We start from the raw sequence: 22,655 nt of genomic DNA, 5'->3' as shown, positions 1-22,655 counted from the left end.
GCGACGCTTACCGGGGCTACGGGTTCATCACCTGCCGTGGGCCCGTCACTCGCACGTCGGTTGTCAGCGCAAGTTCATCTGGTCAAGTTTCTCACGCAACTCCCCTTCAAGCGGCAGCGCCTTCTGGGTCTTCAAATCGATACAGACAAAGGTAATCAGCGCATCGGCTACCACTTCGCCATTGGGGTTGAGGGTGACCACCTGACTAAGGGTGCCGCTTTTGCCGTTGAGTTGCTCCAGTTTGCTGCTCACTGTCAGCACATCGCCCAGCACCGCCGGACGACGGTAGTTAATATTGATATTCACCACCACGAAGGCGATGTTTTTCTCCATCATCCACTGAAACGCGGGGCTGTTTTCCAGACCGTCCCAGCGGGCTTCCTCAAGGAACTCCAGGTAACGTGCGTTGTTCACATGCTGGTAGACGTCCAGATGATAGCCGCGAACTTTAATTTGTGTCTGCATAGCACTAATGCCTTTCTGTTATTGTTGTTTATGAGGTAAGAGGTCACACCACTTGATGCAACCTCTTTATCCTGGCAAAAAATCACCGCTGTGCAAGGTCTGGCATAAAATTTACAGCGTCAGATGGGCTAAATTGCGCTCCACCAGCGCGCTCCCCATTCCCGGGACCTGCTTCAGATCATCGAGGGTTTTGAACGGCCCGTACTCTTCGCGGTAGCTGACAATGGCCTGGGCTTTTTTCAACCCCACGCCATTCAACGCCTGCGCCAGCTGTTCGGCGCTGGCGTGGTTAATGCTGACTTTTGTCGCCCCGTTGTCGGTGTCGCCGGGCACCGCTTCCGCCTTCGCCGAAGCGGTCGCCTGCACATTTTCTTTATTCACCGCCGCTTTACCGCTGGCGGGTGCCGCCAGCGCCCCCTGTACCCCTACCGCGAAAACCAGAACGCCCGCGGCCATCAGTGTTTTTATTCCATATTTCATGCTGATATCTCCTTGTGTGTAGACAGCAAGGTTACGATAGCGTCAGTGCGGATGGCCGACAAAAGGCAAATCACAGAAATGGAAAGGGCCGCGAAAGCGGCCCTTGAGGATTACATCATGTTGCTCATTTTTGCGAGACGACGCGAAATTACTGCTGCTGGTCGATGCTGTCGCCCAGCTTAATTTTCGCCGCCTTGCGCAGGTTGCTCATCAGTGCTTCGAAAGCGATTTGGGCGTTGTTCTGGGTAATCCCCTGAACCATGGCCTTCTTCTGCTCTTCCGGCATGTTGCCTGCTTTCACTTCATCCAGCGCCACCAGCACCACATCGCCTTGCATATTGCTGCCAACGCCGTAGACCGGTTTGCCCTGCTGCGGCAGCGGCAGAGTGAATGCCAGCTGGCTCAGCGGATCCTGGCCGGTACGGGAAAGCGTCTGCGGCGCGCCAAAGCTCAGGCCAGCCGCCTTCATCGCTTCATCGCCTTTGCCGTCTTTCAGCGCCGCCAGCAGCTTGTCGGCGTCCAGTTTCGCCTGCTGTTCCGCTTTATTGTGCTTAACGATATCGCTAACCTGCGCCTTCACTTCAGCCAGCGGCTTCACCGCCTCGGCTTTGTGCTCGCTGATGCGCAGAACAAATGCGCGATCGCCGTCAACGGTAATGATGTCGGAGTTGCTGCCCGGCGCGCCGTTCTCACCCACCAGACCGCCGTTGAAGATAGCGTCAGCGACCGGTTTAAAGTTCAGCTCTTCCGGCAGGTTATCGCGGCCAAACCAGCCGGTTTCCACCACCTTCAGTCCGGCGACCTGCGCCGCGCCCGCCAACGACTCATTATCGTTGCTGGCCGCATCGCTCACCTTCTGCTGCAGCGCGTAGTAAGCATCCAGCGCTTTTTCCTGCTTCACTTTCGCCGCAATGTCATTACGCACGTCAGCCAGCGGCTTCACCTGCGCCGGCTGGACGTCGTCCAGACGGGCCACCAGGAAGCCAACCGAGGATTTGATCACGCCAGACAGCTGGCCTTTCTCTTTCAGCCCGGCATCTTTCAGCTCTGGCACCGTAGAGGCCTCTTCCATCCACCCCATATCGCCGCCGTTGCGGGCAGAGATAATATCGGTCGATTTTTCTTTCGCCAGCGTGGCGAAATCTGCCCCTTTTTGCAGCTCGGCCAGCACCGCTTTCGCATCGGCTTCCGTTTTGGTCTGAATCACGCTGTAGCGGTTGCGCTGCGGCTGAGTGAACTGATCCTTATGCTGGTCGTACCATGACTGAATCTCTTCGTCAGAGGCGCTCTCCTGCATGCTGGCGGCATCCATTTTGATATAGCTGACGCGGAACTGCTCCGGCGCCATAAAACGGGCCTGATTCTGCTGCCAGAAAGCGTTGATTTCCTCATCGCTGGCCGTCTGTTTTGCCGCCAGGGCATTCACGTTGATGGTCGCTTCGCGGACGACACGCTGCTGAGACACCAGCGCCGCCAGCTGATCGGACTCACCCGGCAGCATGAAGTCGGTACCCGCAATGGCGTTAATCAGCTGTTGGGTGGTCAGCTGGTTACGCAGCGCCTGAGCGTACTGATCGGTGGTCATCCCCATCTGGGCGACAATACCGCTGAAACGCTGGTTGTCGAACTTACCGTTCGTCTGGAAAGCCTGGGTCTGGAAGATCGCCTGCTTCACCTGCTCATCGCTGATGCTGAGGCCCAGCTCGCGGGCATACTGATCCAGAAGCGATTCATCGATCAGGCGGTTCAGCACCTGCTGGCGCATGGTTTTCATGTAGTTTTCGTTCGCCGCCAGCTCGGAGAACTGGTCGCCAAGCTGCTGCTGCATACGGTTACGTTCGCTGGCGACGGCATTTTCAAACTGCCCACGACCAATCTCCTGGCCATTCACTTTTGCGGCATAGTTTTTGCCACCGCCAATCAGGTAACCACTCACCCCGGTCAAAATGAACGAGACGATAATGATACCGAAAATAATCTTGAGCACGACGCTGTTGGCGGCCGTGCGTAGGTTGTCCATCATGGTGTAACAACGCTCCGCTGTAGATGACTTTAGCTCGCGCAGCATAGCACGTGATGGCCGCCGCGCGTGAGGACGTATTTTGACAAGAAAACAGGGTGATTGTCAGCCCACAAGTGGCGATAAACACACATAAAGTGGTCTGAAAAGGCAATAAAAAAGGCACATCTCACGATGCGCCCTTGTACTTCGTCACATTCCCTGACGGGAAAGCCGATCAGTTCACCGCGTCTTTCAGCGCTTTACCAGCACGGAAGCCCGGCACTTTTGCGGCAGCGATAGTAATTTCTTTACCTGTTTGTGGGTTGCGACCAGTACGGGCGGCACGTTCTTTAACAGCAAAGGTACCAAAACCTACCAGCGCAACGTCATCCCCAGCCTGCAGAGATTCAGTAACAGAAGCGATTAAAGCATCTAACGCACGTCCAGCTGCAGCTTTAGAAATGTCCGCACCCGCAGCAATTTTGTCAATCAGTTGAGATTTATTCACTGTTCTCTTCCTCTCTTTATAATTTATATCGCACCTGAGTCCTTCATAGTGCGACCGCGCAGCAGTTATATCAGGACTGTCATGCCCTTACAACAGCAGTTGTCGATGACCCCCCTGCCAGCGATCTAAGTTAGCTACACAAAAAAAGGCTGGCAAGTCCGAAATGACTTACCAGCCCTATTTTTATTAGCGCAATTTGCGCAGAATCACTATTTCGCGGTCACAACCTGCATGCCGAACGGTTCGTTCTGCAGCGCAAGTGTCAGAACTTCCTCGATTCGTTTCACCGGATGGATATCCAAATCGGCGATAACGTTATCTGGAATTTCTTCAAGGTCGCGTTTGTTCTCATCAGGAATCAGAACAGTCTTAATGCCGCCGCGATGCGCCGCCAGCAGTTTTTCCTTCAGACCGCCGATCGGCAGCACCTGACCACGCAGAGTGATTTCACCGGTCATCGCCACATCAGCGCGTACCGGGTTACCGGTCAGGCAGGAGACCAGCGCCGTGCACATGGCGATACCCGCGCTAGGACCATCCTTCGGCGTCGCCCCTTCCGGCACGTGCACGTGAATGTCACGCTTCTCGTAGAAGTCGGCGTTAATGCCCAGTTTGTCCGCCCGCGAACGCACCACGGTCAGCGCAGCCTGAATCGACTCCTGCATGACTTCACCCAGCGAACCGGTGTAGGTCAGCTTGCCTTTGCCTGGTACGCAGGCGGTTTCGATGGTCAGCAGATCGCCCCCCACCTCCGTCCACGCCAGACCGGTCACCTGACCGACGCGGTTCTCGCTATCGGCACGGCCATAGTCAAAGCGCTGTACGCCGAGATAATCATGCAGATTCTCACCATTAATCTCGATGTGTTTCAGCGACTTATCCAGCAGCAGCTGTTTAACGGCTTTACGGCACAGCTTGGAGATTTCACGCTCCAGGCTACGAACCCCCGCTTCACGCGTGTAGTAACGAATAATGCCGATAATGGCGCTATCGTCGACGGTCAGCTCGCCTTTCTTCAGCGCGTTACGTTCGATCTGCTTCGGCAGCAGGTGACGCTTGGCGATGTTAAGCTTTTCATCTTCGGTGTAACCGGATAGGCGAATCACTTCCATACGGTCCAGCAGCGGCGCCGGAATGTTCATGGAGTTAGACGTCGCCACGAACATCACATCGCTGAGATCGTAATCCACTTCCAGATAGTGGTCGTTAAAGGCCACGTTCTGTTCCGGATCCAGCACCTCAAGCAACGCAGAAGCCGGGTCGCCGCGCATGTCGGAAGACATTTTGTCGATCTCATCCAGCAGGAACAGCGGGTTTTTCACCCCCACTTTCGCCATTTTCTGGATCAGTTTGCCCGGCATCGAGCCAATATAGGTCCGACGATGACCGCGAATTTCCGCTTCATCGCGCACGCCACCTAACGCCATACGTACGTATTTACGTCCGGTCGCTTTGGCGATGGATTGACCTAACGAGGTTTTACCTACCCCCGGCGGTCCCACCAGACAGAGGATTGGCCCCTTGATTTTGTTCACCCGGCTCTGCACCGCGAGATATTCAAGGATGCGATCCTTCACGCGCTCCAGGCCATAGTGATCGGTATCGAGGATCTCCTGGGCCTGGCGCAGGTCTTTTTTGACCTTACTGCGCGCGTTCCACGGCACCTGCACCATCCAGTCGATGTAGCCACGCACGACGGTCGCTTCCGCCGACATCGGCGACATCATCTTCAGCTTCTGCAGTTCCGCTTCGGTTTTTTCTTTCGCCTCTTTCGGCATTTTCGCCGCGTCGATCTTACGCTTCAGCGCTTCGTTTTCGTCCGGGGCGTCGTCCATCTCGCCGAGTTCTTTCTGAATCGCTTTCATTTGCTCGTTCAGATAGTACTCGCGCTGGGATTTCTCCATCTGCTTTTTGACGCGGTTGCGAATGCGCTTCTCAACCTGCAGCAGATCGATTTCCGATTCCATCATCGCCATCAGATATTCCAGACGTTCGTTGACGTCGGACATCTCAAGCACAGACTGCTTGTCAGCCAGCTTCAGCGGCATGTGCGCCGCGATGGTATCCGCCAGGCGCGCCGGATCGTCGATGCTGTTCAGCGACGTCAGCACTTCCGGTGGGATCTTTTTGTTCAGCTTGATATAGCCTTCAAACTGGCTGATAGCGGTGCGAACCAGCACTTCCTGCTCGCGTTCGTCAATCGCCGGCGAGTCGAGATACTCCGCTTTCGCCGAGAAATGTTCGCCATTATCAGACAGCGCAGAAATACGTGCACGCTGCAGCCCTTCGACCAGCACCTTCACGGTGCCGTCCGGCAGCTTCAGCATCTGCAAAATAGACGCCACGGTTCCAACGGTGAAAAGATCGTTTACACCCGGCTCATCCGTCGACGCTTCTTTCTGCGCAACCAGCATGATTTTTTTATCATGGTCCATGGCCGCTTCGAGGCAACGAATAGATTTTTCCCGCCCTACGAACAGGGGTATGACCATGTGCGGATAAACCACCACATCGCGCAATGGCAATACGGGGATTTCAATGCGTTCAGAACGCTCAGGATTCATAGAGCTCTCTCTTAGTTTAAAGTCCGCCAGGTAGCCGACGACGCCATACTCCACTGCATCGTCGTTAATATGTAATCCAGTATATGGGGATGTATTCCACACATTCAACGGCGGGAATGCAGGAAAAATAAAAGGGGAGATAAAATCCCCCCTTTTTGTTAACTGCTTGAGTGAAATGGTTAATTATTCACCAGATGCCTGTTGGGCTTCCGGTTTGCCGTAGATCAGCAGCGGTTTGCTCTGACCCTCGATAACCGACTCATCAATGACCACTTTCTCGACATCATCCATCGAAGGCAGGTCATACATGGTATCCAGCAGCGCCGCTTCCACAATCGAGCGCAGACCGCGGGCGCCGGTTTTACGCGCCATCGCTTTCTTGGCGATGGCGTCCAGCGCTTCGTCGCGGAATTCAAGCTCTGCGCCCTCAAGGCTAAACAGCGCCTGATACTGCTTGGTCAGGGCATTTTTCGGCTCTTTCAGGATCTGGATCAGGGCTTCTTCGCTCAGCTCATTCAGGGTCGCCACCACCGGCAGACGGCCAATGAATTCCGGGATCAGACCAAACTTGATCAGATCTTCCGGCTCGACCTGGGCCAGCAGCTCGCCTTCGCTCGCTTTGTCGGACTTCGCTTTTACCGTCGCGCCAAAACCAATGCCGGAGCCGGTTTCAACACGGTGGGAAATCACTTTGTCCAGGCCGGCGAACGCGCCGCCGCAGATAAACAGGATCTTGGAGGTATCAACCTGCAGGAACTCTTGCTGCGGATGTTTACGCCCGCCCTGCGGTGGAACGGCGGCGACGGTGCCTTCGATAAGCTTCAGCAACGCCTGCTGTACGCCTTCGCCGGAGACGTCGCGGGTAATCGACGGGTTATCGGATTTACGCGAAATTTTGTCGATTTCGTCGATATAAACGATGCCGCGCTGCGCTTTCTGCACGTCGTAGTCGCACTTCTGCAGCAGTTTCTGAATGATATTTTCGACGTCCTCACCCACATAACCCGCTTCGGTCAGGGTGGTGGCGTCTGCCATGGTAAACGGCACATCCAGCAGGCGCGCCAGCGTTTCCGCCAACAGCGTTTTACCGGAACCGGTCGGCCCGATCAGCAGAATGTTACTTTTACCCAGCTCTACGCCATTGCTGGTATCGCCATTGCGCAGACGTTTGTAGTGGTTGTATACCGCGACCGCCAACACTTTCTTCGCCTGTTCCTGACCGATGACATAGTCATCAAGGTGGTGGCGAATCTCGTGCGGCGTCGGCAACGCGCTGCGCTCGCGGTGCGGCGCAACTTCTTTAATCTCTTCGCGAATGATGTCGTTACATAAATCAACGCATTCGTCGCAGATATACACGGATGGCCCGGCGATCAGCTTACGCACTTCATGCTGGCTTTTGCCGCAAAAAGAGCAATACAACAATTTGCCCGATCCATCTTTGCGTTTATCTGTCATGAGTCCAAACCTCTTTTTAAGTTCTTTGTGCCGCACACGACGACGCAAATGCCATTCTCAGGCGCAAGCCGCCATATAGCGTTGTGCCGCCCTTCATTAGTATATACACAAAATCCTTCGCGCTACATCGAGGCGGTGGCAAAGCCTCCGGCCGCAAGCCTGACCGGCAAGCGTCCGAAAAAATGCCAACCACCCGAAAAATCGCGGCGAGAAGGATGAAGCGTAAAGCGGCACCCTTGCGCCTCGGGCATCAATTACGATGGGTCAAAATAGAGTCGACCAGCCCGTACTCCACGGCTTCCGCAGCAGAGAGGAAGCGGTCACGCTCGGTGTCACGCTCAATCTGCTCAAGAGACTGGCCGGTATGATGCGCCATCAGCTCATTCATGCGTCCTTTCACCTTCAGGATTTCACGGGCGTGGATCTCAATATCCGTCGCCTGTCCCTGATAGCCGCCCAGCGGCTGGTGGATCATCACGCGGGAGTTCGGCAGGCAGAAGCGCTTGCCTTTCGCCCCGGCGGTCAGCAGAAACGCGCCCATAGAAGCGGCCTGCCCCATACAAATGGTGCTGACATCCGGCTTGATGAACTGCATGGTGTCATAAATCGACATCCCGGCGGTGATCACCCCGCCCGGAGAGTTAATGTACAGGTAAATGTCTTTTTCCGGGTTTTCTGCTTCCAGAAACAGCATCTGCGCCACGATCAGGTTTGCCATGTGGTCTTCGACCTGGCCGGTCAGAAAAATGACGCGTTCCTTAAGCAGACGGGAGTAGATATCAAAAGAACGTTCACCGCGTGAGGTCTGTTCAATGACCATCGGCACCAGGGCCATATGGGGTGCAAAGTTGTCTCGTTCGCCACTGTATGACATTTCCGTCTCCTGGAGTAATTTTAAAATACCTGCTGCACTGATTGTAACCTTACGGACGGATTATCAGCCACAGTTTCTATCCGCTGAACGCGTCACCGCCTCTTCAACACGCGTGCGATAGCGGATGCAGTTGCCTCCCCCGGTAATGGGGATGGTGTTGCCATATTTCAAGCATAACAAGCTTTTGCTGTAACGCTATCATGGTAAATGCGTTTTAGCACCGTGCCTGAGGCTATCATTATCTTAAAAAAAAACCCGCCGCCTTTCGGCAACGGGTTCTTGCTCGAACCTTAAACAATCGCGGCGAAATTACGCCTGCTGGTTCATCAGTTCGTTGAAGGAAGTGGCTTTTTCAGACACTTTGGCTTTCGCCAGCACAGCTTCAACAGCCTGCTCTTCCAGCGCCACGTTGCGCATGTTGTCCATCAGCTCTTTGTTCTTGCTGTAGAACTCAACCACTTCTGACGGATCTTCGTACGCAGAAGCCATCTCTTCGATCAGGCCTTTCACGCGCTCTTCGTCAGCTTTCAGCTCATTGGTGCGAATCACTTCGCCCAGCAGCAGACCGACAACAACGCGGCGTTTAGCCTGCTCTTCGAACAGCTCACGCGGCAGTTCCAGAGCCTGTTTCTCGTTGCCACCGAAACGCTGAGCAGCCTGACGACGCAGCACGTCGATTTCGCTGTCAATCAGGGCAGCCGGAACGTCGATCTCGTTGGCTTTAACCAGACCTTCGATAGCCTGAGACTTCACGCGGTTACGCACAGCGCCTTTCAGCTCGCGCTCCATGTTTTTACGCACTTCAGCGCGCAGGCCAGCGACGGAACCATCTTCCACGCCGAAACGTTTGATGAATTCTTCAGTCAGCTCCGGCAGTTCACGCTCTTCAACTTTTTTCAGGTTGATAACGAACTTAGCCGCTTTACCTTTCAGGTTTTCTGCGTGGTATTCTTCCGGGAAGGTCACGTCGATGGTGAACTCTTCGCCCGCTTTGTGGCCTTTGATACCATCTTCGAAGCCCGGGATCATGCGACCCTGGCCCATCGCCAGTACGAAGTCAGAGGCTTTGCCGCCTTCGAACTCTTCGCCGTCTACGGAACCGGTGAAGTCGATAGTGACGCGATCTTCAGCGTCAACGGCGCCGTCTTTGTCTTTCCAGGTCGCCTGCTGTTTGCGCAGGGTTTCCAGCATGGTGTCAACGTCAGCGTCGGTCACTTCAACAACCGGTTTTTCAACTTCGATCGCGTCCAGACCCTGCAGTTCAACTTCCGGATACACTTCGAACTCTACCGCGTAGGTGAAGTCTTCGCCCAGTTTGTATTCGCCCGGAACGTAGTTCGGCGCACCGGCCGGATTGATTTTCTCTTTGATGATCGCGTCAACGAAATGACGGCTCATCAGGTCGCCCAGCACGTCCTGGCGAACGGATGCGCCATAACGCTGAGCAACAACATTCATCGGCACTTTGCCTTTACGGAAGCCGTCAATGCGAACTTTTTTCGCTACGTTGACCAGCTCGCTTTTGACAGCATTCTCGATGCTGTCAGCGGCGATAGTAATCGTTACACGGCGCCCAAGGCCCTGAGTGGTTTCAACTGAAACTTGCATCTTGTTACCTCAAAAAAATCACAGTGCTCGGTCAACTCTGGAAGCGCGTGTAGGTGGCTTCGCAGAACCGGGATGCCCTCTTCAAATCAGAAACACATTCCCTGTCGTCAGAATCATCCCGAAGACATTCATATATAAGACGCGGCATTATAGCGGCATCACTTTTGTGAGTCGAGAACGGTTGTCGCCCACTGCTGCGGCATTTTTCACATTTCCCGCTCAAATTTGTCCGCAAAAGCGCTCACTTTGCGCATTTTCCAGGCAAAACAAAACGGCCCGTAGGCCGTTTTTGCTAAATCTGCAAGCAACATACTGGAAAAGCGCCAGCGGTTGCAAATGGGATTTCTAGGCGATACTCCCCGCACCGCGGCAAGGCGGCGAGGCGAAAACCGTATCCTGTAATGCTTCCCACTCTTTTATCGTGTAGGTGTGCAGCGCCAGGGCATGCACCGTATTCGACAGCTCCTCGGTTAGCGTGCCGTAGATCATACGGTGGCGATTGAGGAAACGCTCGCCAGTGAAGCGATCGCTCACTAACACCACTTTAAAATGACTTTCAGAGCCCGCTGGGACGTTGTGACGATAACTTTCATCCACGACTTCGAGATACATCGGGTCGAACGCTGCTCTAAGTTTTGCTTCGATCTGTTCACGTATCATCATGAATTTTCTCCTCCGACAACGCTGAGATGCCGCCACTCCATTTAAATGTTAGCCGCTTTTACCGCTTCCATTAGGAGAAAACAACAAAAAATTAGCATTGTTCTGATATTTTCATTCAAAAGTATCACGTTTACTGGCTCTGGTCGCCAGATCCGCCGGGGAAAGAGCGATTAACCGTGGCGGGACGCTCAGAAAACCGCCAGGGCGATGGATTTACACGCGTTGCCACTTCCCCTTGCCGTTGGCAATGCTATGATGGCGGTAATTTTCCTTATAACAACACCATGCGTTGAGACCTGAACATGCTTAAGAAGATCCTTTTCCCGTTGGTCGCCATGTTTATGCTGGCAGGATGCGCCACGCCGCCGACCACCATTGAAGTATCGCCGAAAATCACGCTGCCGCAGCAGGATCCGAGCCTGATGGGCGTGACCGTCAGCATCAACGGCGCCGATCAGCGTCCGGACCAGGCGCTGGCGAAAGTCACGCGCGACAATCAGCAGGTCACCCTCACCGCCTCGCGCGATCTGCGCTTCCTGCTGCAGGAAGTGCTGGAGAAACAGATGACCGCTCGCGGCTACATGATTGGCCCGAACGGTGCGGTCGATCTGCAGATTATTGTCAATAAACTCTACGCTGACGTCTCCCAGGGCAACGTGCGCTACAACATCGCCACGAAAGCCGATATCGCCATCATCGCCACCGCGGCAAACGGCACGAAGATGACCAAAAACTACCGCGCCAGCTATTCCGTTGAAGGCGCCTTCCAGGCCTCGAACAAGAACATCGCTGATGCCGTCAACAGCGTCCTGACCGATACCATCGCCGATATGGCGCAGGACACCAGCATCCACGATTTCATCAAGCAAAACGCGCGTTAATGCCACCACGAACCCGGCCGCGGCCGGGTTCGTGCTTTATGCTATGTCCAGTCACTACTTACGCATTTTTCAACAGCCGAAATCAGCGATTTTGCTGATCCTCGGTTTCGCCTCAGGCCTGCCGCTGGCCCTCACCTCCGGTACCCTGCAGGCCTGGATGACAGTGGAAAATATCGATCTGAAAACGATCGGTTTTTTCTCACTCGTCGGCCAGGCCTATGTCTTTAAATTTCTCTGGTCCCCGCTAATGGACCGCTATACGCCGCCGTTTCTTGGACGTCGTCGCGGTTGGCTGCTGACTACCCAGGTCCTGCTCCTGCTGGCTATCGCGGCGATGGGCTTTCTTGAGCCTGTCTCCCAGCTCCGCTGGATGGCGGCGCTGGCGGTGGTGATCGCCTTCTGCTCGGCGTCACAGGATATTGTGTTCGACGCCTGGAAAACCGACGTTCTGCCAGCGGAAGAGCGCGGCGCTGGCGCCGCGATCAGCGTGCTGGGTTATCGCCTCGGGATGCTGGTATCCGGGGGGCTGGCACTGTGGCTTGCCGACCGCTATCTCGGCTGGCAGGGGATGTACTGGCTGATGGCGGCGCTGCTGGTGCCCTGCATCATCGCCACACTGCTGGCGCCCGAGCCGAGCGACGTTATCCCGGTTCCCAGATCGCTGGAGCAGGCGGTCGCCGAACCGCTGCGCGATTTTTTCGGTCGCAATAACGCCTGGCTGATTCTGCTGCTCATCGTCCTTTATAAGCTGGGCGATGCGTTTGCCATGAGCCTGACCACCACCTTCCTCATCCGCGGCGTCGGTTTTGACGCCGGCGAAGTGGGGATGGTGAACAAAACCTTAGGCCTGTTTGCCACCATTCTCGGCGCCCTGTACGGCGGGGTCCTGATGCAGCGGCTGACGCTGTTTCGGGCGCTGCTGATCTTCGGTGTGCTGCAGGGGGTCTCCAACGCTGGCTACTGGCTGCTGTCGATTACCGATAAGCACCTCTATTCCATGGCAACCGCCGTGTTCTTTGAAAACCTGTGCGGGGGAATGGGGACGGCGGCGTTTGTCGCGCTGCTGATGACGCTGTGCAATAAATCCTTTTCCGCTACCCAATTCGCGCTGCTCTCTGCGCTGTCCGCGGTCGGCCGCGTGTACGTTGGGCCGATCGCCGGCTGGTTTGTCGAGGCCCACGGCTGGTCGACGTTCTATCTCTTCTCGGTCGTTGCGGCGGTGCCGGGGATCGCGCTGCTGCTATTGTGCCGGCAAACGCTTGAGCATACCCAACGCACAGCAAGCTTTATGCCGCGAAGCGAATACCCGCAAGCCTATGCGCTGGCGTTAAGGATCCTGGCGCTGGGCTGCCTGCTGCTGGCGGTATGGCTGGTACTGCTGATCATGAACGCCCTGGATTACACCGCCTTCTCTTTCCTGTCCGGTCTGCTGGAGGTTGCGGCGCTGACTGCGGTGGGCGGTATTTTGTTCGGCGGTCTGCTCGACTACCTGGCGCTGCGTAAAACTCGCCTGATTTAAGGAAGCTGCATCATTATTAGCCGTTGTAATTACGAAACGTAATTATAACGGCTTATTAACGCTTTTATATTGCCCGCCGCGCTATTTGTTGTTTTGTGCGTTTTTGATTTCTGGAAATTATTGACAGTTTTCATTCGATTCTTTAAATAATTTAACCGATTCAGCTACGGCGTTTTTATTTTAGGTTTTCACAATGTCTTTTATTTGATAATTAAATGTTAAACAATTGTTCTAATTTTTGGGTGGTTATGCCCATTCGCCGCTAAGCACTCCTTTTCTTATCCCTTTCGTTATCAATCCCACGAAAATCAGGCTTTGCAAGCGATTACGTAACACTACGTAACATATGTGACAAACCAAGCAGAAGCCGCTAACACAGAACTGACAGAGATCCAATCATGTTTACAGTAATGCAACCTTACCGTAAAATGCCCGTACACTTTAAACGCCACCAGATCCCGTGGAATTGAGGTCGTTCAATGAGACTCAGGAAATACAATAAAAGTTTGGGATGGATGTCATTAATCGCAAGTACTGTATTACTCAGTGGTTGTGATTCTGCACTCCTTGACCCAAAAGGACAGATTGGACTGGAGCAACGCTCTTTGATTCTGACGGCCTTCGGCCTGATGATGATTGTCGTTATTCCCGCCGTCTTGATGGCAGTAGGATTTGCCTGGAAGTATCGCGCGAGCAATAAAGATGCGAAGTATAGCCCGAACTGGTCACACTCCAACAAAGTGGAAGCTGTGGTCTGGACGGTACCTATTCTGATCATCCTGTTCCTGGCCGTTCTGACCTGGAAAACCACTCACGCACTGGAGCCAAGCAAACCGCTTGCCCACGACGAGAAACCAATCACCATCGAAGTCGTTTCGATGGACTGGAAATGGTTCTTTATCTATCCGGAACAGGGTATTGCTACCGTTAACGAAATCGCCTTCCCGGCGAACGTACCGGTACACTTCAAAGTGACCTCTAACTCGGTGATGAACTCGTTCTTCATTCCGCGCTTAGGTAGCCAGATTTACGCAATGGCCGGGATGCAGACTCAACTGCACCTCATTGCTGACGAAGCTGGTACTTATGACGGTATCTCCGCTAGCTACAGTGGCCCGGGCTTCTCAGGTATGAAGTTCAAAGCGATTGCTACTCCGGATCGTGCAACCTTCGATCAGTGGGTTGAAAAAGCCAAACAGTCGCCGAACTCCATGGACTCCATGGCCGCGTTCGATAAAGTGGCTGTGCCTAGCGAATACAACAAAGTGGAATACTTCTCTAACGTGAAGCCGGATCTGTTCAAAGATGTTGTGAACAAATTCATGTCTCACGAGAGCATGAACATGTCCAAACCTGAAGGCGAGCACGCTGCTCACGACGGGATGGAAGGCATGGACATGAGCCACGCGGAAACCGCTCACTAAGGGGCCGAGGAAGAAAACGATGTTCGGAAAACTTACACTGGATGCAGTGCCCTACCACGAACCCATTATCGTGGTTACGGTGGCTGCGATTATCATTGGGGGACTGGCGCTTCTGGCTGCCATCACTTACTTCGGTAAGTGGTCCTACCTGTGGAACGAGTGGCTGACTTCTGTCGACCACAAACGTCTCGGTATCATGTACGTTATCGTGGCAATCGTCATGCTGCTGCGTGGCTTTGCTGATGCCGTTATGATGCGTAGCCAGCAGGTGCTGGCCTCGGCCGGGGAAGCAGGCTTCCTGCCGCCTCATCACTACGATCAGATCTTTACCGCCCACGGCGTTATCATGATCTTCTTCGTGGCGATGCCGTTCGTTATCGGTCTGATGAACCTGGTGGTTCCGCTTCAGCTCGGCGCGCGCGACGTGGCCTTCCCGTTCCTCAACAACCTGAGCTTCTGGTTCACCGTTGTGGGCGTGATTCTGGTTAACCTGTCTCTGGGCGTCGGTGAGTTCGCGCAGACCGGTTGGCTGGCCTATCCGCCGCTGTCGGGAATTGAATACAGTCCTGGCGTAGGGGTCGATTACTGGATTTGGGCGCTGCAGCTCTCCGGTATCGGTACTACCCTGACCGGTATTAACTTCTTCGTGACCATTATCAAGATGCGCGCCCCGGGCATGACCATGTTCAAGATGCCGGTATTCTCCTGGGCATCTCTGTGCGCTAACATCCTGATTATCGCCTCTTTCCCAATTCTGACCGTCACCATCGCGCTGCTGACCCTGGATCGTTACCTGGGCACCCATTTCTTTACCAACGATATGGGTGGCAACATGATGATGTACATCAACCTGATTTGGGCCTGGGGTCACCCGGAAGTGTACATCCTGGTTCTGCCGGTGTTCGGGGTCTTCTCCGAAATCGCCGCGACCTTCTCGCGTAAGCGTCTGTTCGGTTACACCTCTCTGGTGTGGGCAACCGTCTGTATTACCGTTCTGTCGTTCATCGTTTGGCTGCACCACTTCTTCACCATGGGTGCTGGCGCGAACGTAAACGCCTTCTTCGGTATTACTACCATGATTATCGCGATCCCGACCGGGGTTAAGATCTTCAACTGGCTGTTCACCATGTATCAGGGTCGCATCGTCTTCAACTCAGCGATGATGTGGACTATCGGCTTTATCGTGACCTTCTCCGTCGGTGGGATGACTGGCGTGCTGCTGGCGGTACCGGGCGCGGACTTCGTTCTGCATAACAGCCTGTTCCTGATCGCGCACTTCCATAACGTTATCATCGGCGGCGTAGTATTCGGTTGCTTCGCAGGTCTGACCTACTGGTGGCCGAAAGCCTTTGGCTTCACCCTGAACGAAACCTGGGGCAAACGCGCTTTCTGGTTCTGGATCATCGGCTTCTTCGTGGCGTTTATGCCGCTGTACGTGCTGGGCTTCATGGGTATGACCCGTCGTCTGAGCCAGCAGATCGATCCGCAGTTCCACCCGATGCTGGTTGTTGCAGCTTGCGGTGCAGCGCTGATCGCCTGCGGTATCCTGTGCCAGCTGATTCAGTTCTACGTGTCTATTCGCGACCGCGATCAGAACCGTGACCTGACCGGTGACCCATGGGGTGGTCGTACGCTGGAGTGGGCAACCTCTTCTCCACCGCCGTTCTATAACTTCGCTATCGTTCCTCAGGTTCACGAGCGTGATGCCTTCTGGGAAATGAAAGAGAAAGGTGAAGCGTACAAACAGCCTGCTCACTATGAAGAAATTCATATGCCGAAAAACAGCGGCGCCGGCATCGTCATTGCCGCCTTCGCTACGGTATTTGGTTTCGCCATGATCTGGCATATCTGGTGGATGGCGATTGCCAGCTTCATCGGCATTGTAGCGACCTGGATTATTAAGAGCTTTGACGAGGACGTGGATTACTACGTACCGGTTGCAGAAGTCGAAAAACTGGAAAAACAGCATTTCGATGAGATTAACAAAGCAGGGCTGAAAAATGGCAACTGATACTCTTGCGCATACTGCCCACGCGCATGAACACGGGCACCATGATACAGGACCGATGAAGGTATTCGGTTTCTGGATCTACCTGATGAGCGACTGCATCATCTTCGCTACGCTGTTTGCTACCTATGCCGTTCTGGTGAACGGCACAGCCGGCGGACCGACGGGCAAAGATATTTTCGAACTGCCGTTCGTTCTGGTTGAAACCGCACTGCTGCTGTTCAGCTCCATCACCTACGGCATGGCGGCTATCGCCATGTACAAAAACAACAAGAGCCAGGTGGTTTCCTGGCTGGCGTTGACCTGGTTGTTTGGCGCTGGCTTTATCGGGATGGAAATCTATGAATTCCATCACCTGATCATGGAAGGCTTCGGTCCGGATCGTAGCGGTTTCCTGTCGGCGTTCTTCGCGCTGGTCGGCACCCACGGTCTGCACGTGACCTCTGGCCTTATCTGGATGGCGGTGCTGATGTTCCAGGTTTCACGTCGTGGCCTGACCAGCACTAACCGCACGCGTATCCTGTGCCTGAGCCTGTTCTGGCACTTCCTGGACGTCGTGTGGATCTGCGTGTTCTCGGTTGTCTATCTGATGGGGGCGATGTAATGAGTCATTCTACCGATCATAGCGGCGCTTCTCACGGCAGCGTGAAGAGCTACATGACAGGATTTATCCTGTCCATCATCCTGACGGTCATTCCGTTCGCCATGGTGATGAGTGGCTCCGCCTCGCATGCGGTTATCCTTGGCACCATTCTGGTGACCGCTGTGGTGCAGATCGTGGTACACCTCGTGTACTTCCTGCATATGAACAGCAAGTCCGATGAAGGCTGGAACCTGACCGCATTTATCTTCACCGTAATCATCATTGCGATCGTGGTTGTCGGCTCCATCTGGATTATGTGGAACCTGAACTACAACATGATGATGCACTAAGAGCGGCGAGTATGTTTAAGCAATACCTGCAAGTAACGAAACCAGGCATTATTTTTGGCAACCTGATCTCCGTGATCGGCGGTTTCCTGTTGGCCTCCAAAGGCCACATCGACTATCCGCTGTTCGTCTGGACGCTCCTTGGAGTATCCCTGGTGGTCGCCTCGGGTTGTGTATTCAACAACTACATCGACCGGGACATCGATCGTAAGATGGAACGGACGAAAAACCGGGTGCTGGTCAAAGGGCTGATCTCGCCAGAAGCTTCGCTGGTGTACGCCACCTTGCTGGGTATTGCTGGCTTCATGCTGCTGTGGTTCGGCGCAAATCCGCTGGCCTGCTGGCTGGGGGTGATGGGGTTCGTGGTTTATGTCGGCGTCTACAGCCTGTACATGAAACGCCACTCCGTCTATGGCACGCTGATTGGCTCACTCTCCGGCGCCGCGCCGCCGGTGATTGGCTACTGCGCGGTCACCGGTGATTTCGACAGCGGTGCGGCGATCCTGCTGGCTATCTTTAGCCTGTGGCAGATGCCTCACTCCTACGCCATCGCGATTTTCCGCTTTAAGGATTATCAGGCGGCGAACATTCCGGTGCTGCCGGTGGTGAAAGGCATTTCGGTCGCCAAAAACCATATTACGCTGTACATCGTTGCCTTTGCCGTGGCGACCCTGATGCTCTCGCTGGGCGGCTACGCCGGGTATAAATACCTGGTCGTGGCGGCAGCGGTCAGCGTCTGGTGGCTGGGCATGGCGCTGCGTGGCTATAAAGTGGCCGATGACAAAGTCTGGGCGCGTAAGCTGTTCGTCTTTTCCATCGTCGCCATCACCGCGCTGTCCGTGATGATGTCCGTTGACTTTATGGTGCCGGATTCACATAGTCTGCTGGCTTACGTGAGATAATCTCCCACTCCAGTGCGATATAAAGCTCCGTTTTTACGGGGCTTTTTCTTTTCTGCTTCCTCACCGCTTTCTTTCTCATTTCATACTCCCCTCCCCTCTTCCGGCCGTTTACGCTGCTCCCCCGCCAAAAAATGAGGAAAAAATGAGCTAATACACAGCGGACCAGACTCGCGCTGTGCACGACAGCAGTGCTACCTTTCGCACCGGGTTTACCCACCCATTTGGAAAATCATTACTACAAGGAATTGCAATGAAAGAGTTAACACTGAACGAAATGGAGTACATCTCCGGTGGCTTTAATCTGTTCGGCGCAGCCAGCGGCTTCGCCAGCTTTGTTGCCAACTCGGGCGTCGGCTTCACCTCTTTTGTTCTCACCTCCGGCAGCGCGTTTGCCTCCTTCGTCGGCGACAGCGCGATGGCGTTTGGTTCCTTCCTGACCGGGCAGTCAAACTGGGAAACCTTTGTGACCGCCGGCAAAGAAAACTGGGGAAGCTTTGTTAACACTGCCGGCAACAGCTGGAACACCTTCGTGGATAACGCTGCCAGCGACTGGAACAGCTTCCTGAACAACGCGTCGGCGTAAGCAACATCTTTGAGGGCAGCGCATCGGCTGCCCTGTTTAGCTCACCAGCATCGCCTGCGCGCTGTAGAGCAGATCGAGATGGTCGTGACATAACGCTTCCAGCGATGTGCGCGATTGATGGCTGGTCAGACTCAGCGCGCCCCACCAGGTTCCTTCCCTGTCAGTTAACGGCACCGCCAGCACCAGCATGCCAATCTCAAACTCCTGTTCAATGGTGGCATAACCCTGGCGCCGCACCTGGGCGATTTTCTCCATCAGCAACGCGACGTCGGTCACCGTATAGGGCGTGCGTTGTTCCCGGGTAATACGCTGCAGAACCGCCTCGCACTCAGCTTCCGGCAGCGAAGCCAGCCATAACCGTCCCCCGGCGGTACAGAAGATGGGCACCCGCTCCCCAAGCCGAACCGACGTGGAGTTAAACGGGGTATGCCGGCTGCGGGCGATATAGACCAGCTCATCTTCATCCACCACCCCTACCGAGGCGTGCTCCTCGGTCCGGCTGGCGATGTATTCGACAATTGGCCGCACCATGCGGGGAAACTGCGCCGAATCGACGTAGGCCTGACCAAGCCGCAGCGTCTTCGGGGTAAGCCAGTAATAACGCCCATCGGTTTGCAGATAGCGCTCATGCAGCAACGTCAGCAGAAAACGCCGCGCGGCGCTTTGCGTCAGGCCGCTCATTTTCGCCGCCTGGGCGACGGTGAGTTTTGGGCAGGTTTTGGAAAAAAGCTGGATTAACGCCAGCCCTTTTTGTAAACCGACGATCAGATCGCGTGGATGAATGGTGTTTTGCATATTCGCTCACATTTTTGCAACATCATTATCGATTTCCTGCGATTATCGCAGCGATCGTGCGATTAACAACCGACATGTCCGAATTCTGCGTTGTCGCTCCCAGCTTCCACTGAAATACTTTCACAACATTCATTTAACAAATGAGGTTTGAAATGGTCAGTGGAACTACCCAGGTTGTCGCCGTGATTGGTCATCCGATCGCCCAGGTCAAATCACCGGATAACTTCAACCGCTACTTTGCTGAACAGCACATGGACAGCGTCATGATCCCGGTGGATATCGCCCCGGACGCGGTAGTCGACTACCTCAACGCTCTGCGTGGCTGGCAGAACATGACCGGCGTGCTAGTGACGGTGCCGCATAAGCAGCGCGCCGCCGCGCTGGTCGACGAGCTCACCCCCCGCGCCCGCCGACTCAACGCCATCAATGTGATCCGCAAATTGGCGGATGGCCGTTTGCAGGGCGATATGCTGGACGGCGTCGGCTTTCAGCTCGCCGCCGAGGCGCAGGGTTTTCAGCCGGCAGGTAAGCAGGCGCTGCTCTCCGGCTGCGGCGGCGTCGGCAGCGCCATCGCCTGGGGACTGTGCGAGGCGGGGATCCGTCAGATGGCCCTGCACGATCAAAACCCGACCACCCGGCAACGCCTGCATGACCTTCTGGCTGAGGCCTTCCCGGCGGTACAACTGAGCGCGCTGCCGGACACCCTTCACGGCGTCGATCTATTGGTTAATGGCTCGCCGGCCGGCATGGCCGGATTTGATGAGCTGCCCCTGCCGCAGGCGCTGCTGGATACGCTCGACAGCGCCACCCACGTGGCTGATGTTGTCACCGCCCCGGTGATGACGCCGTTGCTCACTTTCGCCGCCGCCCGCGGCTGCCGGGTGCAGACCGGGCCGGAAATGGCGCTGGCGCAGATGACGCTGATGGGCCAGTTTATCGGCGCCATCCCGCCGGCGCAGGGAGCGGCAGCATGAAGAGCTGGGATGTGATCGTCATCGGCAGCGGCGCCGCTGGCTTTGCCGCCGCGGTCACCGCCAGCTGCAAAGGGCTGTCGGTGCTGATGCTGGAGAAAGCCGGCCAGTTCGGCGGCACCTCGGCTATCTCCGGTGGCGCCGTGTGGCTGCACGATACCGATCAGGCGCGTGCGGCGGGTAAAAGCGGCAGCGCTGAGGCGATGAAAACCTACCTGCGGACCATTATCGGCGAGAGCCAGTACCGTGAAGATCTCGCCGAAGCGTTTGTTAGCGCCGGGCGTGAGGCGCTGGCCTTTCTCGAGCGCGAGGGGGCGGTGAAATATAGCCTGCGCCCGCTCTCCCCTGATTACTATCCGGATGAACCCGGCGCGGTCGACGTCGGTCGTGCGCTGGAGGTGGTGGAGTATGACGGTCGTGAACTGGGGGACGCGTTTCGCGACCTGCGTTCACCGCCGCCGGGGATGTTGCTGTTTGGTGGGATGATGGTCAACCGCGTCGACATTCAACATTTTCTCGACATGCGGCGCTCGCTACGCTCCCTGGCCCATTGCACCCGGCTGCTGCTGCGCTACGCCCGCGACCGGGTGAAGTACCCTCGCGGCACCCGCCTGGCGATGGGCAATGCGCTGATTGCCCGCATGGCGACAACGGCGCTGCGTAAAGGCATGAACCTGCGGCTGAATGTCAATGTTCTGGCGCTGTGCGAAGCGCAAGGCGCGGTCCACGGGGTGGAGATTGAGTATCAGGGGCAAAGAGAGACGCTGCACGCCCGCCGCGGGGTGGTGCTGGCCGCAGGCGGCTTTGCCGCGGGCGCGCTGGCGGCGCGCTATCGGCCACACACCCGCGAACACTTCACCATGTCGCCGCCGGCCAACGATGGCGCCGCGCTGCATCTCGCGGCGGCGCTTAACGCTCGCGAGGGAGCCGATCAGGCCTCCAACTTTTTCTGGGCGCCAGTATCGGTGCTGACCCGGGCCGACGGCAGCGAGGAGCGCTTCCCCCATCTGGTAACCGACCGGGCCAAACCGGGCGTGATTGCCGTCAATCAGCGGGCGGTACGCTTCGTCAACGAGTCTAACTCCTATCACCATTTCGCCAGCGCGATGCAGCGCGCTACGGAAAATGCCCCCTGCTTTTTACTCTGCGACGCCCAGGCGATGAAGCGTTACGGCCTCGGGCTGGCACGCCCGGCGCCGGTCAATAATGACGCCCTGATCGCCGCCGGCTATCTGTACAAAGCCGACACCCTGGAGACGCTGGCGCAACAGCTTGGTCTGGATGCCCAAACGCTGAGCGAGACGGTTGCCCGCTACAACCGCGACGCCGCGCAGGGCGTGGATCGGGAATTTGCTAAAGGCGGCAACAGCTATAACCGGGCGATGGGCGATCCGGGTCATCAGCCTGACGCCTGTAACGCCCCCCTGCTCAGCGCGCCGTTCTATGCCATCAAACTCTATACCGGCGATCTGGGAACGTCGCGGGGCCTGGTCACCACCGCCGATGCACAGGTCGTCAACGTGGAAGGAAAACCCATCGCGGGGCTGTACGCGGTGGGAAATGACATGGATTCGCTGATGGCCGGCACCTACCCGGGTCCCGGCATCACCCTCGGCCCGGGGCTGACGTTTGGCTACCTCGCCGCCTGCCATCTGGCACAACACTCCCCCCACTAATCAGGAAAACATCATGATCTACGAAAAACGCACGTACACCATCAATCCGTTGAAAATGGCCGACTGGCTGGCGCTGTACCAAAGCGATGCCCTGGCGGTGCAGACCGACCATCTCGGCAAACTGATCGGTTTCTTTTTTACCGAGATCGGCGTGGTCAATCAGGTGGTGCACATCTGGGCTTATGAAAGCCTGGACGATCGCCTGGTGCGCCGCGCGCGAATGGCGCAGGACGAACGCTGGCAGACCTTTTCGCGGAAAAATCGCGAACTGGCCGCCGTTGAACGCCTGGAGTCGGTGCTGATGCGCCCCACCGCTTTTTCACCATTGCAGTAAGGAGTCCATC

The 22,655-nt window shown here is 55.7% G+C and carries 21 protein-coding genes; 11 read left to right on the top strand and 10 right to left on the bottom strand.

Annotated features, from left to right (window positions below; all coding sequences use genetic code 11):
* Window positions 1–63: 63 nt before the first annotated feature.
* The 9 genes from NKJ21_RS20000 to bolA all read right to left on the bottom strand — a co-directional run bounded on the left by NKJ21_RS20000 (window position 64) and on the right by bolA (window position 10,622).
* On the bottom strand, window positions 64–465 hold the full coding sequence (locus tag NKJ21_RS20000) for a YbgC/FadM family acyl-CoA thioesterase (protein WP_008805405.1): 402 nt from the start codon (window positions 463–465) through the stop codon (window positions 64–66).
* Window positions 466–576: 111 nt separating this feature from the next.
* Window positions 577–945: a helix-hairpin-helix domain-containing protein gene (locus NKJ21_RS19995; RefSeq protein WP_008805404.1), complete on the bottom strand. Its 369-nt coding sequence runs from the start codon at window positions 943–945 to the stop codon at window positions 577–579.
* A 148-nt stretch (window positions 946–1,093) separates the two neighbouring features.
* Window positions 1,094–2,968, bottom strand: a complete 1,875-nt coding sequence (gene ppiD, locus NKJ21_RS19990) for a peptidylprolyl isomerase (RefSeq protein WP_012968827.1) — start codon at window positions 2,966–2,968, stop codon at window positions 1,094–1,096.
* Window positions 2,969–3,182: 214 nt separating this feature from the next.
* Window positions 3,183–3,455 (bottom strand): nucleoid-associated protein HU-beta, encoded by a 273-nt coding sequence (gene hupB, locus NKJ21_RS19985; RefSeq protein WP_002444653.1) that lies wholly within the window; start codon window positions 3,453–3,455, stop codon window positions 3,183–3,185.
* A 209-nt stretch (window positions 3,456–3,664) separates the two neighbouring features.
* Entirely contained in the window at window positions 3,665–6,019 is a 2,355-nt protein-coding gene (gene lon / locus NKJ21_RS19980) for an endopeptidase La (protein ID WP_004151336.1), read from the bottom strand.
* A 183-nt stretch (window positions 6,020–6,202) separates the two neighbouring features.
* On the bottom strand, window positions 6,203–7,477 hold the full coding sequence (gene clpX / locus NKJ21_RS19975; protein ID WP_008805402.1) for an ATP-dependent protease ATP-binding subunit ClpX: 1,275 nt from the start codon (window positions 7,475–7,477) through the stop codon (window positions 6,203–6,205).
* A gap of 250 nt (window positions 7,478–7,727) precedes the next feature.
* Window positions 7,728–8,351, bottom strand: coding sequence for an ATP-dependent Clp endopeptidase proteolytic subunit ClpP (gene clpP / locus NKJ21_RS19970; RefSeq protein ID WP_002891804.1), 624 nt, complete (start codon window positions 8,349–8,351; stop codon window positions 7,728–7,730).
* A gap of 309 nt (window positions 8,352–8,660) precedes the next feature.
* Window positions 8,661–9,959 (bottom strand): trigger factor, encoded by a 1,299-nt coding sequence (tig, locus tag NKJ21_RS19965; protein ID WP_008805401.1) that lies wholly within the window; start codon window positions 9,957–9,959, stop codon window positions 8,661–8,663.
* A 345-nt stretch (window positions 9,960–10,304) separates the two neighbouring features.
* On the bottom strand, window positions 10,305–10,622 hold the full coding sequence (gene bolA, locus NKJ21_RS19960) for a transcriptional regulator BolA (protein ID WP_002891649.1): 318 nt from the start codon (window positions 10,620–10,622) through the stop codon (window positions 10,305–10,307).
* Between the two features lie 302 nt (window positions 10,623–10,924).
* Here bolA and NKJ21_RS19955 point away from each other — a divergent pair, with 302 nt between their 5' ends.
* The 8 genes from NKJ21_RS19955 to NKJ21_RS19920 all read left to right on the top strand — a co-directional run bounded on the left by NKJ21_RS19955 (window position 10,925) and on the right by NKJ21_RS19920 (window position 18,869).
* Window positions 10,925–11,503 carry a lipoprotein gene (locus NKJ21_RS19955; RefSeq protein WP_004204800.1) on the top strand — a complete coding sequence of 193 codons (579 nt, stop codon included), beginning with the start codon at window positions 10,925–10,927 and terminating at the stop codon, window positions 11,501–11,503.
* Between the two features lie 43 nt (window positions 11,504–11,546).
* Window positions 11,547–13,022 carry a muropeptide MFS transporter AmpG gene (gene ampG / locus NKJ21_RS19950; protein ID WP_012542689.1) on the top strand — a complete coding sequence of 492 codons (1,476 nt, stop codon included), beginning with the start codon at window positions 11,547–11,549 and terminating at the stop codon, window positions 13,020–13,022.
* 479 nt (window positions 13,023–13,501) lie between these two features.
* Window positions 13,502–14,446 carry a cytochrome o ubiquinol oxidase subunit II gene (cyoA, locus tag NKJ21_RS19945; protein ID WP_008805398.1) on the top strand — a complete coding sequence of 315 codons (945 nt, stop codon included), beginning with the start codon at window positions 13,502–13,504 and terminating at the stop codon, window positions 14,444–14,446.
* A 19-nt stretch (window positions 14,447–14,465) separates the two neighbouring features.
* Window positions 14,466–16,457, top strand: coding sequence for a cytochrome o ubiquinol oxidase subunit I (cyoB, locus tag NKJ21_RS19940; RefSeq protein ID WP_012542690.1), 1,992 nt, complete (start codon window positions 14,466–14,468; stop codon window positions 16,455–16,457).
* Window positions 16,447–17,058, top strand: a complete 612-nt coding sequence (locus NKJ21_RS19935) for a cytochrome o ubiquinol oxidase subunit III (RefSeq protein ID WP_002891635.1) — start codon at window positions 16,447–16,449, stop codon at window positions 17,056–17,058. Before cyoB ends, NKJ21_RS19935 begins: the two co-directional genes overlap by 11 nt.
* Entirely contained in the window at window positions 17,058–17,387 is a 330-nt protein-coding gene (locus NKJ21_RS19930) for a cytochrome o ubiquinol oxidase subunit IV (RefSeq protein ID WP_002891634.1), read from the top strand. Before NKJ21_RS19935 ends, NKJ21_RS19930 begins: the two co-directional genes overlap by 1 nt.
* A gap of 11 nt (window positions 17,388–17,398) precedes the next feature.
* Window positions 17,399–18,286 (top strand): heme o synthase, encoded by an 888-nt coding sequence (gene cyoE, locus NKJ21_RS19925; protein WP_002891629.1) that lies wholly within the window; start codon window positions 17,399–17,401, stop codon window positions 18,284–18,286.
* A gap of 250 nt (window positions 18,287–18,536) precedes the next feature.
* Entirely contained in the window at window positions 18,537–18,869 is a 333-nt protein-coding gene (locus NKJ21_RS19920; RefSeq protein ID WP_023322144.1) for a hypothetical protein, read from the top strand.
* A 36-nt stretch (window positions 18,870–18,905) separates the two neighbouring features.
* On the opposite strand, the gene NKJ21_RS19915 is transcribed toward NKJ21_RS19920, so the two are convergent.
* Window positions 18,906–19,664, bottom strand: a complete 759-nt coding sequence (locus NKJ21_RS19915; protein WP_004177256.1) for an IclR family transcriptional regulator C-terminal domain-containing protein — start codon at window positions 19,662–19,664, stop codon at window positions 18,906–18,908.
* A gap of 152 nt (window positions 19,665–19,816) precedes the next feature.
* Between NKJ21_RS19915 and NKJ21_RS19910 the strand changes: the two genes are divergently transcribed.
* Genes NKJ21_RS19910 through NKJ21_RS19900 form a run of 3 tightly spaced genes read left to right on the top strand, consistent with a single transcriptional unit; the run spans window position 19,817 to window position 22,645 of the window.
* Entirely contained in the window at window positions 19,817–20,638 is an 822-nt protein-coding gene (locus NKJ21_RS19910; RefSeq protein ID WP_080928724.1) for a shikimate dehydrogenase, read from the top strand.
* The gene (locus NKJ21_RS19905) at window positions 20,635–22,311 is read left to right on the top strand and encodes an FAD-dependent oxidoreductase (RefSeq protein WP_023322143.1); all 1,677 of its coding nucleotides are present in this window, start codon (window positions 20,635–20,637) and stop codon (window positions 22,309–22,311) included. The genes NKJ21_RS19910 and NKJ21_RS19905 overlap by 4 nt, the downstream gene beginning before the upstream one ends.
* Before the next feature lie 13 nt (window positions 22,312–22,324).
* Window positions 22,325–22,645, top strand: coding sequence for an NIPSNAP family protein (locus NKJ21_RS19900; RefSeq protein WP_004204812.1), 321 nt, complete (start codon window positions 22,325–22,327; stop codon window positions 22,643–22,645).
* Window positions 22,646–22,655 lie beyond the last annotated feature (10 nt).

Source organism: Klebsiella sp. SWET4 (genome assembly GCF_024296565.1).
Classification (GTDB): Bacteria; Pseudomonadota; Gammaproteobacteria; order Enterobacterales; family Enterobacteriaceae; genus Klebsiella; species Klebsiella variicola.
This window is presented reverse-complemented; position numbering and strand designations above follow the sequence as displayed.

What these genes read in the sequence shown, in the direction of transcription:
- cyoA (WP_008805398.1), top strand. Translation starts at nt 13,502, where the DNA reads ATGAGACTCAGGAAATACAATAAAAGTTTGGGATGGATGTCATTAATC.
- NKJ21_RS19930 (WP_002891634.1), top strand. Translation starts at nt 17,058, where the DNA reads ATGAGTCATTCTACCGATCATAGCGGCGCTTCTCACGGCAGCGTGAAG.
- NKJ21_RS20000 (WP_008805405.1), bottom strand. Translation starts at nt 465, where the DNA reads ATGCAGACACAAATTAAAGTTCGCGGCTATCATCTGGACGTCTACCAG.
- NKJ21_RS19935 (WP_002891635.1), top strand. Translation starts at nt 16,447, where the DNA reads ATGGCAACTGATACTCTTGCGCATACTGCCCACGCGCATGAACACGGG.
- cyoB (WP_012542690.1), top strand. Translation starts at nt 14,466, where the DNA reads ATGTTCGGAAAACTTACACTGGATGCAGTGCCCTACCACGAACCCATT.
- NKJ21_RS19955 (WP_004204800.1), top strand. Translation starts at nt 10,925, where the DNA reads ATGCTTAAGAAGATCCTTTTCCCGTTGGTCGCCATGTTTATGCTGGCA.
- tig (WP_008805401.1), bottom strand. Translation starts at nt 9,959, where the DNA reads ATGCAAGTTTCAGTTGAAACCACTCAGGGCCTTGGGCGCCGTGTAACG.
- lon (WP_004151336.1), bottom strand. Translation starts at nt 6,019, where the DNA reads ATGAATCCTGAGCGTTCTGAACGCATTGAAATCCCCGTATTGCCATTG.
- NKJ21_RS19915 (WP_004177256.1), bottom strand. Translation starts at nt 19,664, where the DNA reads ATGCAAAACACCATTCATCCACGCGATCTGATCGTCGGTTTACAAAAA.
- ampG (WP_012542689.1), top strand. Translation starts at nt 11,547, where the DNA reads ATGTCCAGTCACTACTTACGCATTTTTCAACAGCCGAAATCAGCGATT.
- NKJ21_RS19910 (WP_080928724.1), top strand. Translation starts at nt 19,817, where the DNA reads ATGGTCAGTGGAACTACCCAGGTTGTCGCCGTGATTGGTCATCCGATC.
- NKJ21_RS19920 (WP_023322144.1), top strand. Translation starts at nt 18,537, where the DNA reads ATGAAAGAGTTAACACTGAACGAAATGGAGTACATCTCCGGTGGCTTT.
- cyoE (WP_002891629.1), top strand. Translation starts at nt 17,399, where the DNA reads ATGTTTAAGCAATACCTGCAAGTAACGAAACCAGGCATTATTTTTGGC.
- NKJ21_RS19995 (WP_008805404.1), bottom strand. Translation starts at nt 945, where the DNA reads ATGAAATATGGAATAAAAACACTGATGGCCGCGGGCGTTCTGGTTTTC.
- clpX (WP_008805402.1), bottom strand. Translation starts at nt 7,477, where the DNA reads ATGACAGATAAACGCAAAGATGGATCGGGCAAATTGTTGTATTGCTCT.
- NKJ21_RS19900 (WP_004204812.1), top strand. Translation starts at nt 22,325, where the DNA reads ATGATCTACGAAAAACGCACGTACACCATCAATCCGTTGAAAATGGCC.
- clpP (WP_002891804.1), bottom strand. Translation starts at nt 8,351, where the DNA reads ATGTCATACAGTGGCGAACGAGACAACTTTGCACCCCATATGGCCCTG.
- NKJ21_RS19905 (WP_023322143.1), top strand. Translation starts at nt 20,635, where the DNA reads ATGAAGAGCTGGGATGTGATCGTCATCGGCAGCGGCGCCGCTGGCTTT.
- bolA (WP_002891649.1), bottom strand. Translation starts at nt 10,622, where the DNA reads ATGATGATACGTGAACAGATCGAAGCAAAACTTAGAGCAGCGTTCGAC.
- ppiD (WP_012968827.1), bottom strand. Translation starts at nt 2,968, where the DNA reads ATGATGGACAACCTACGCACGGCCGCCAACAGCGTCGTGCTCAAGATT.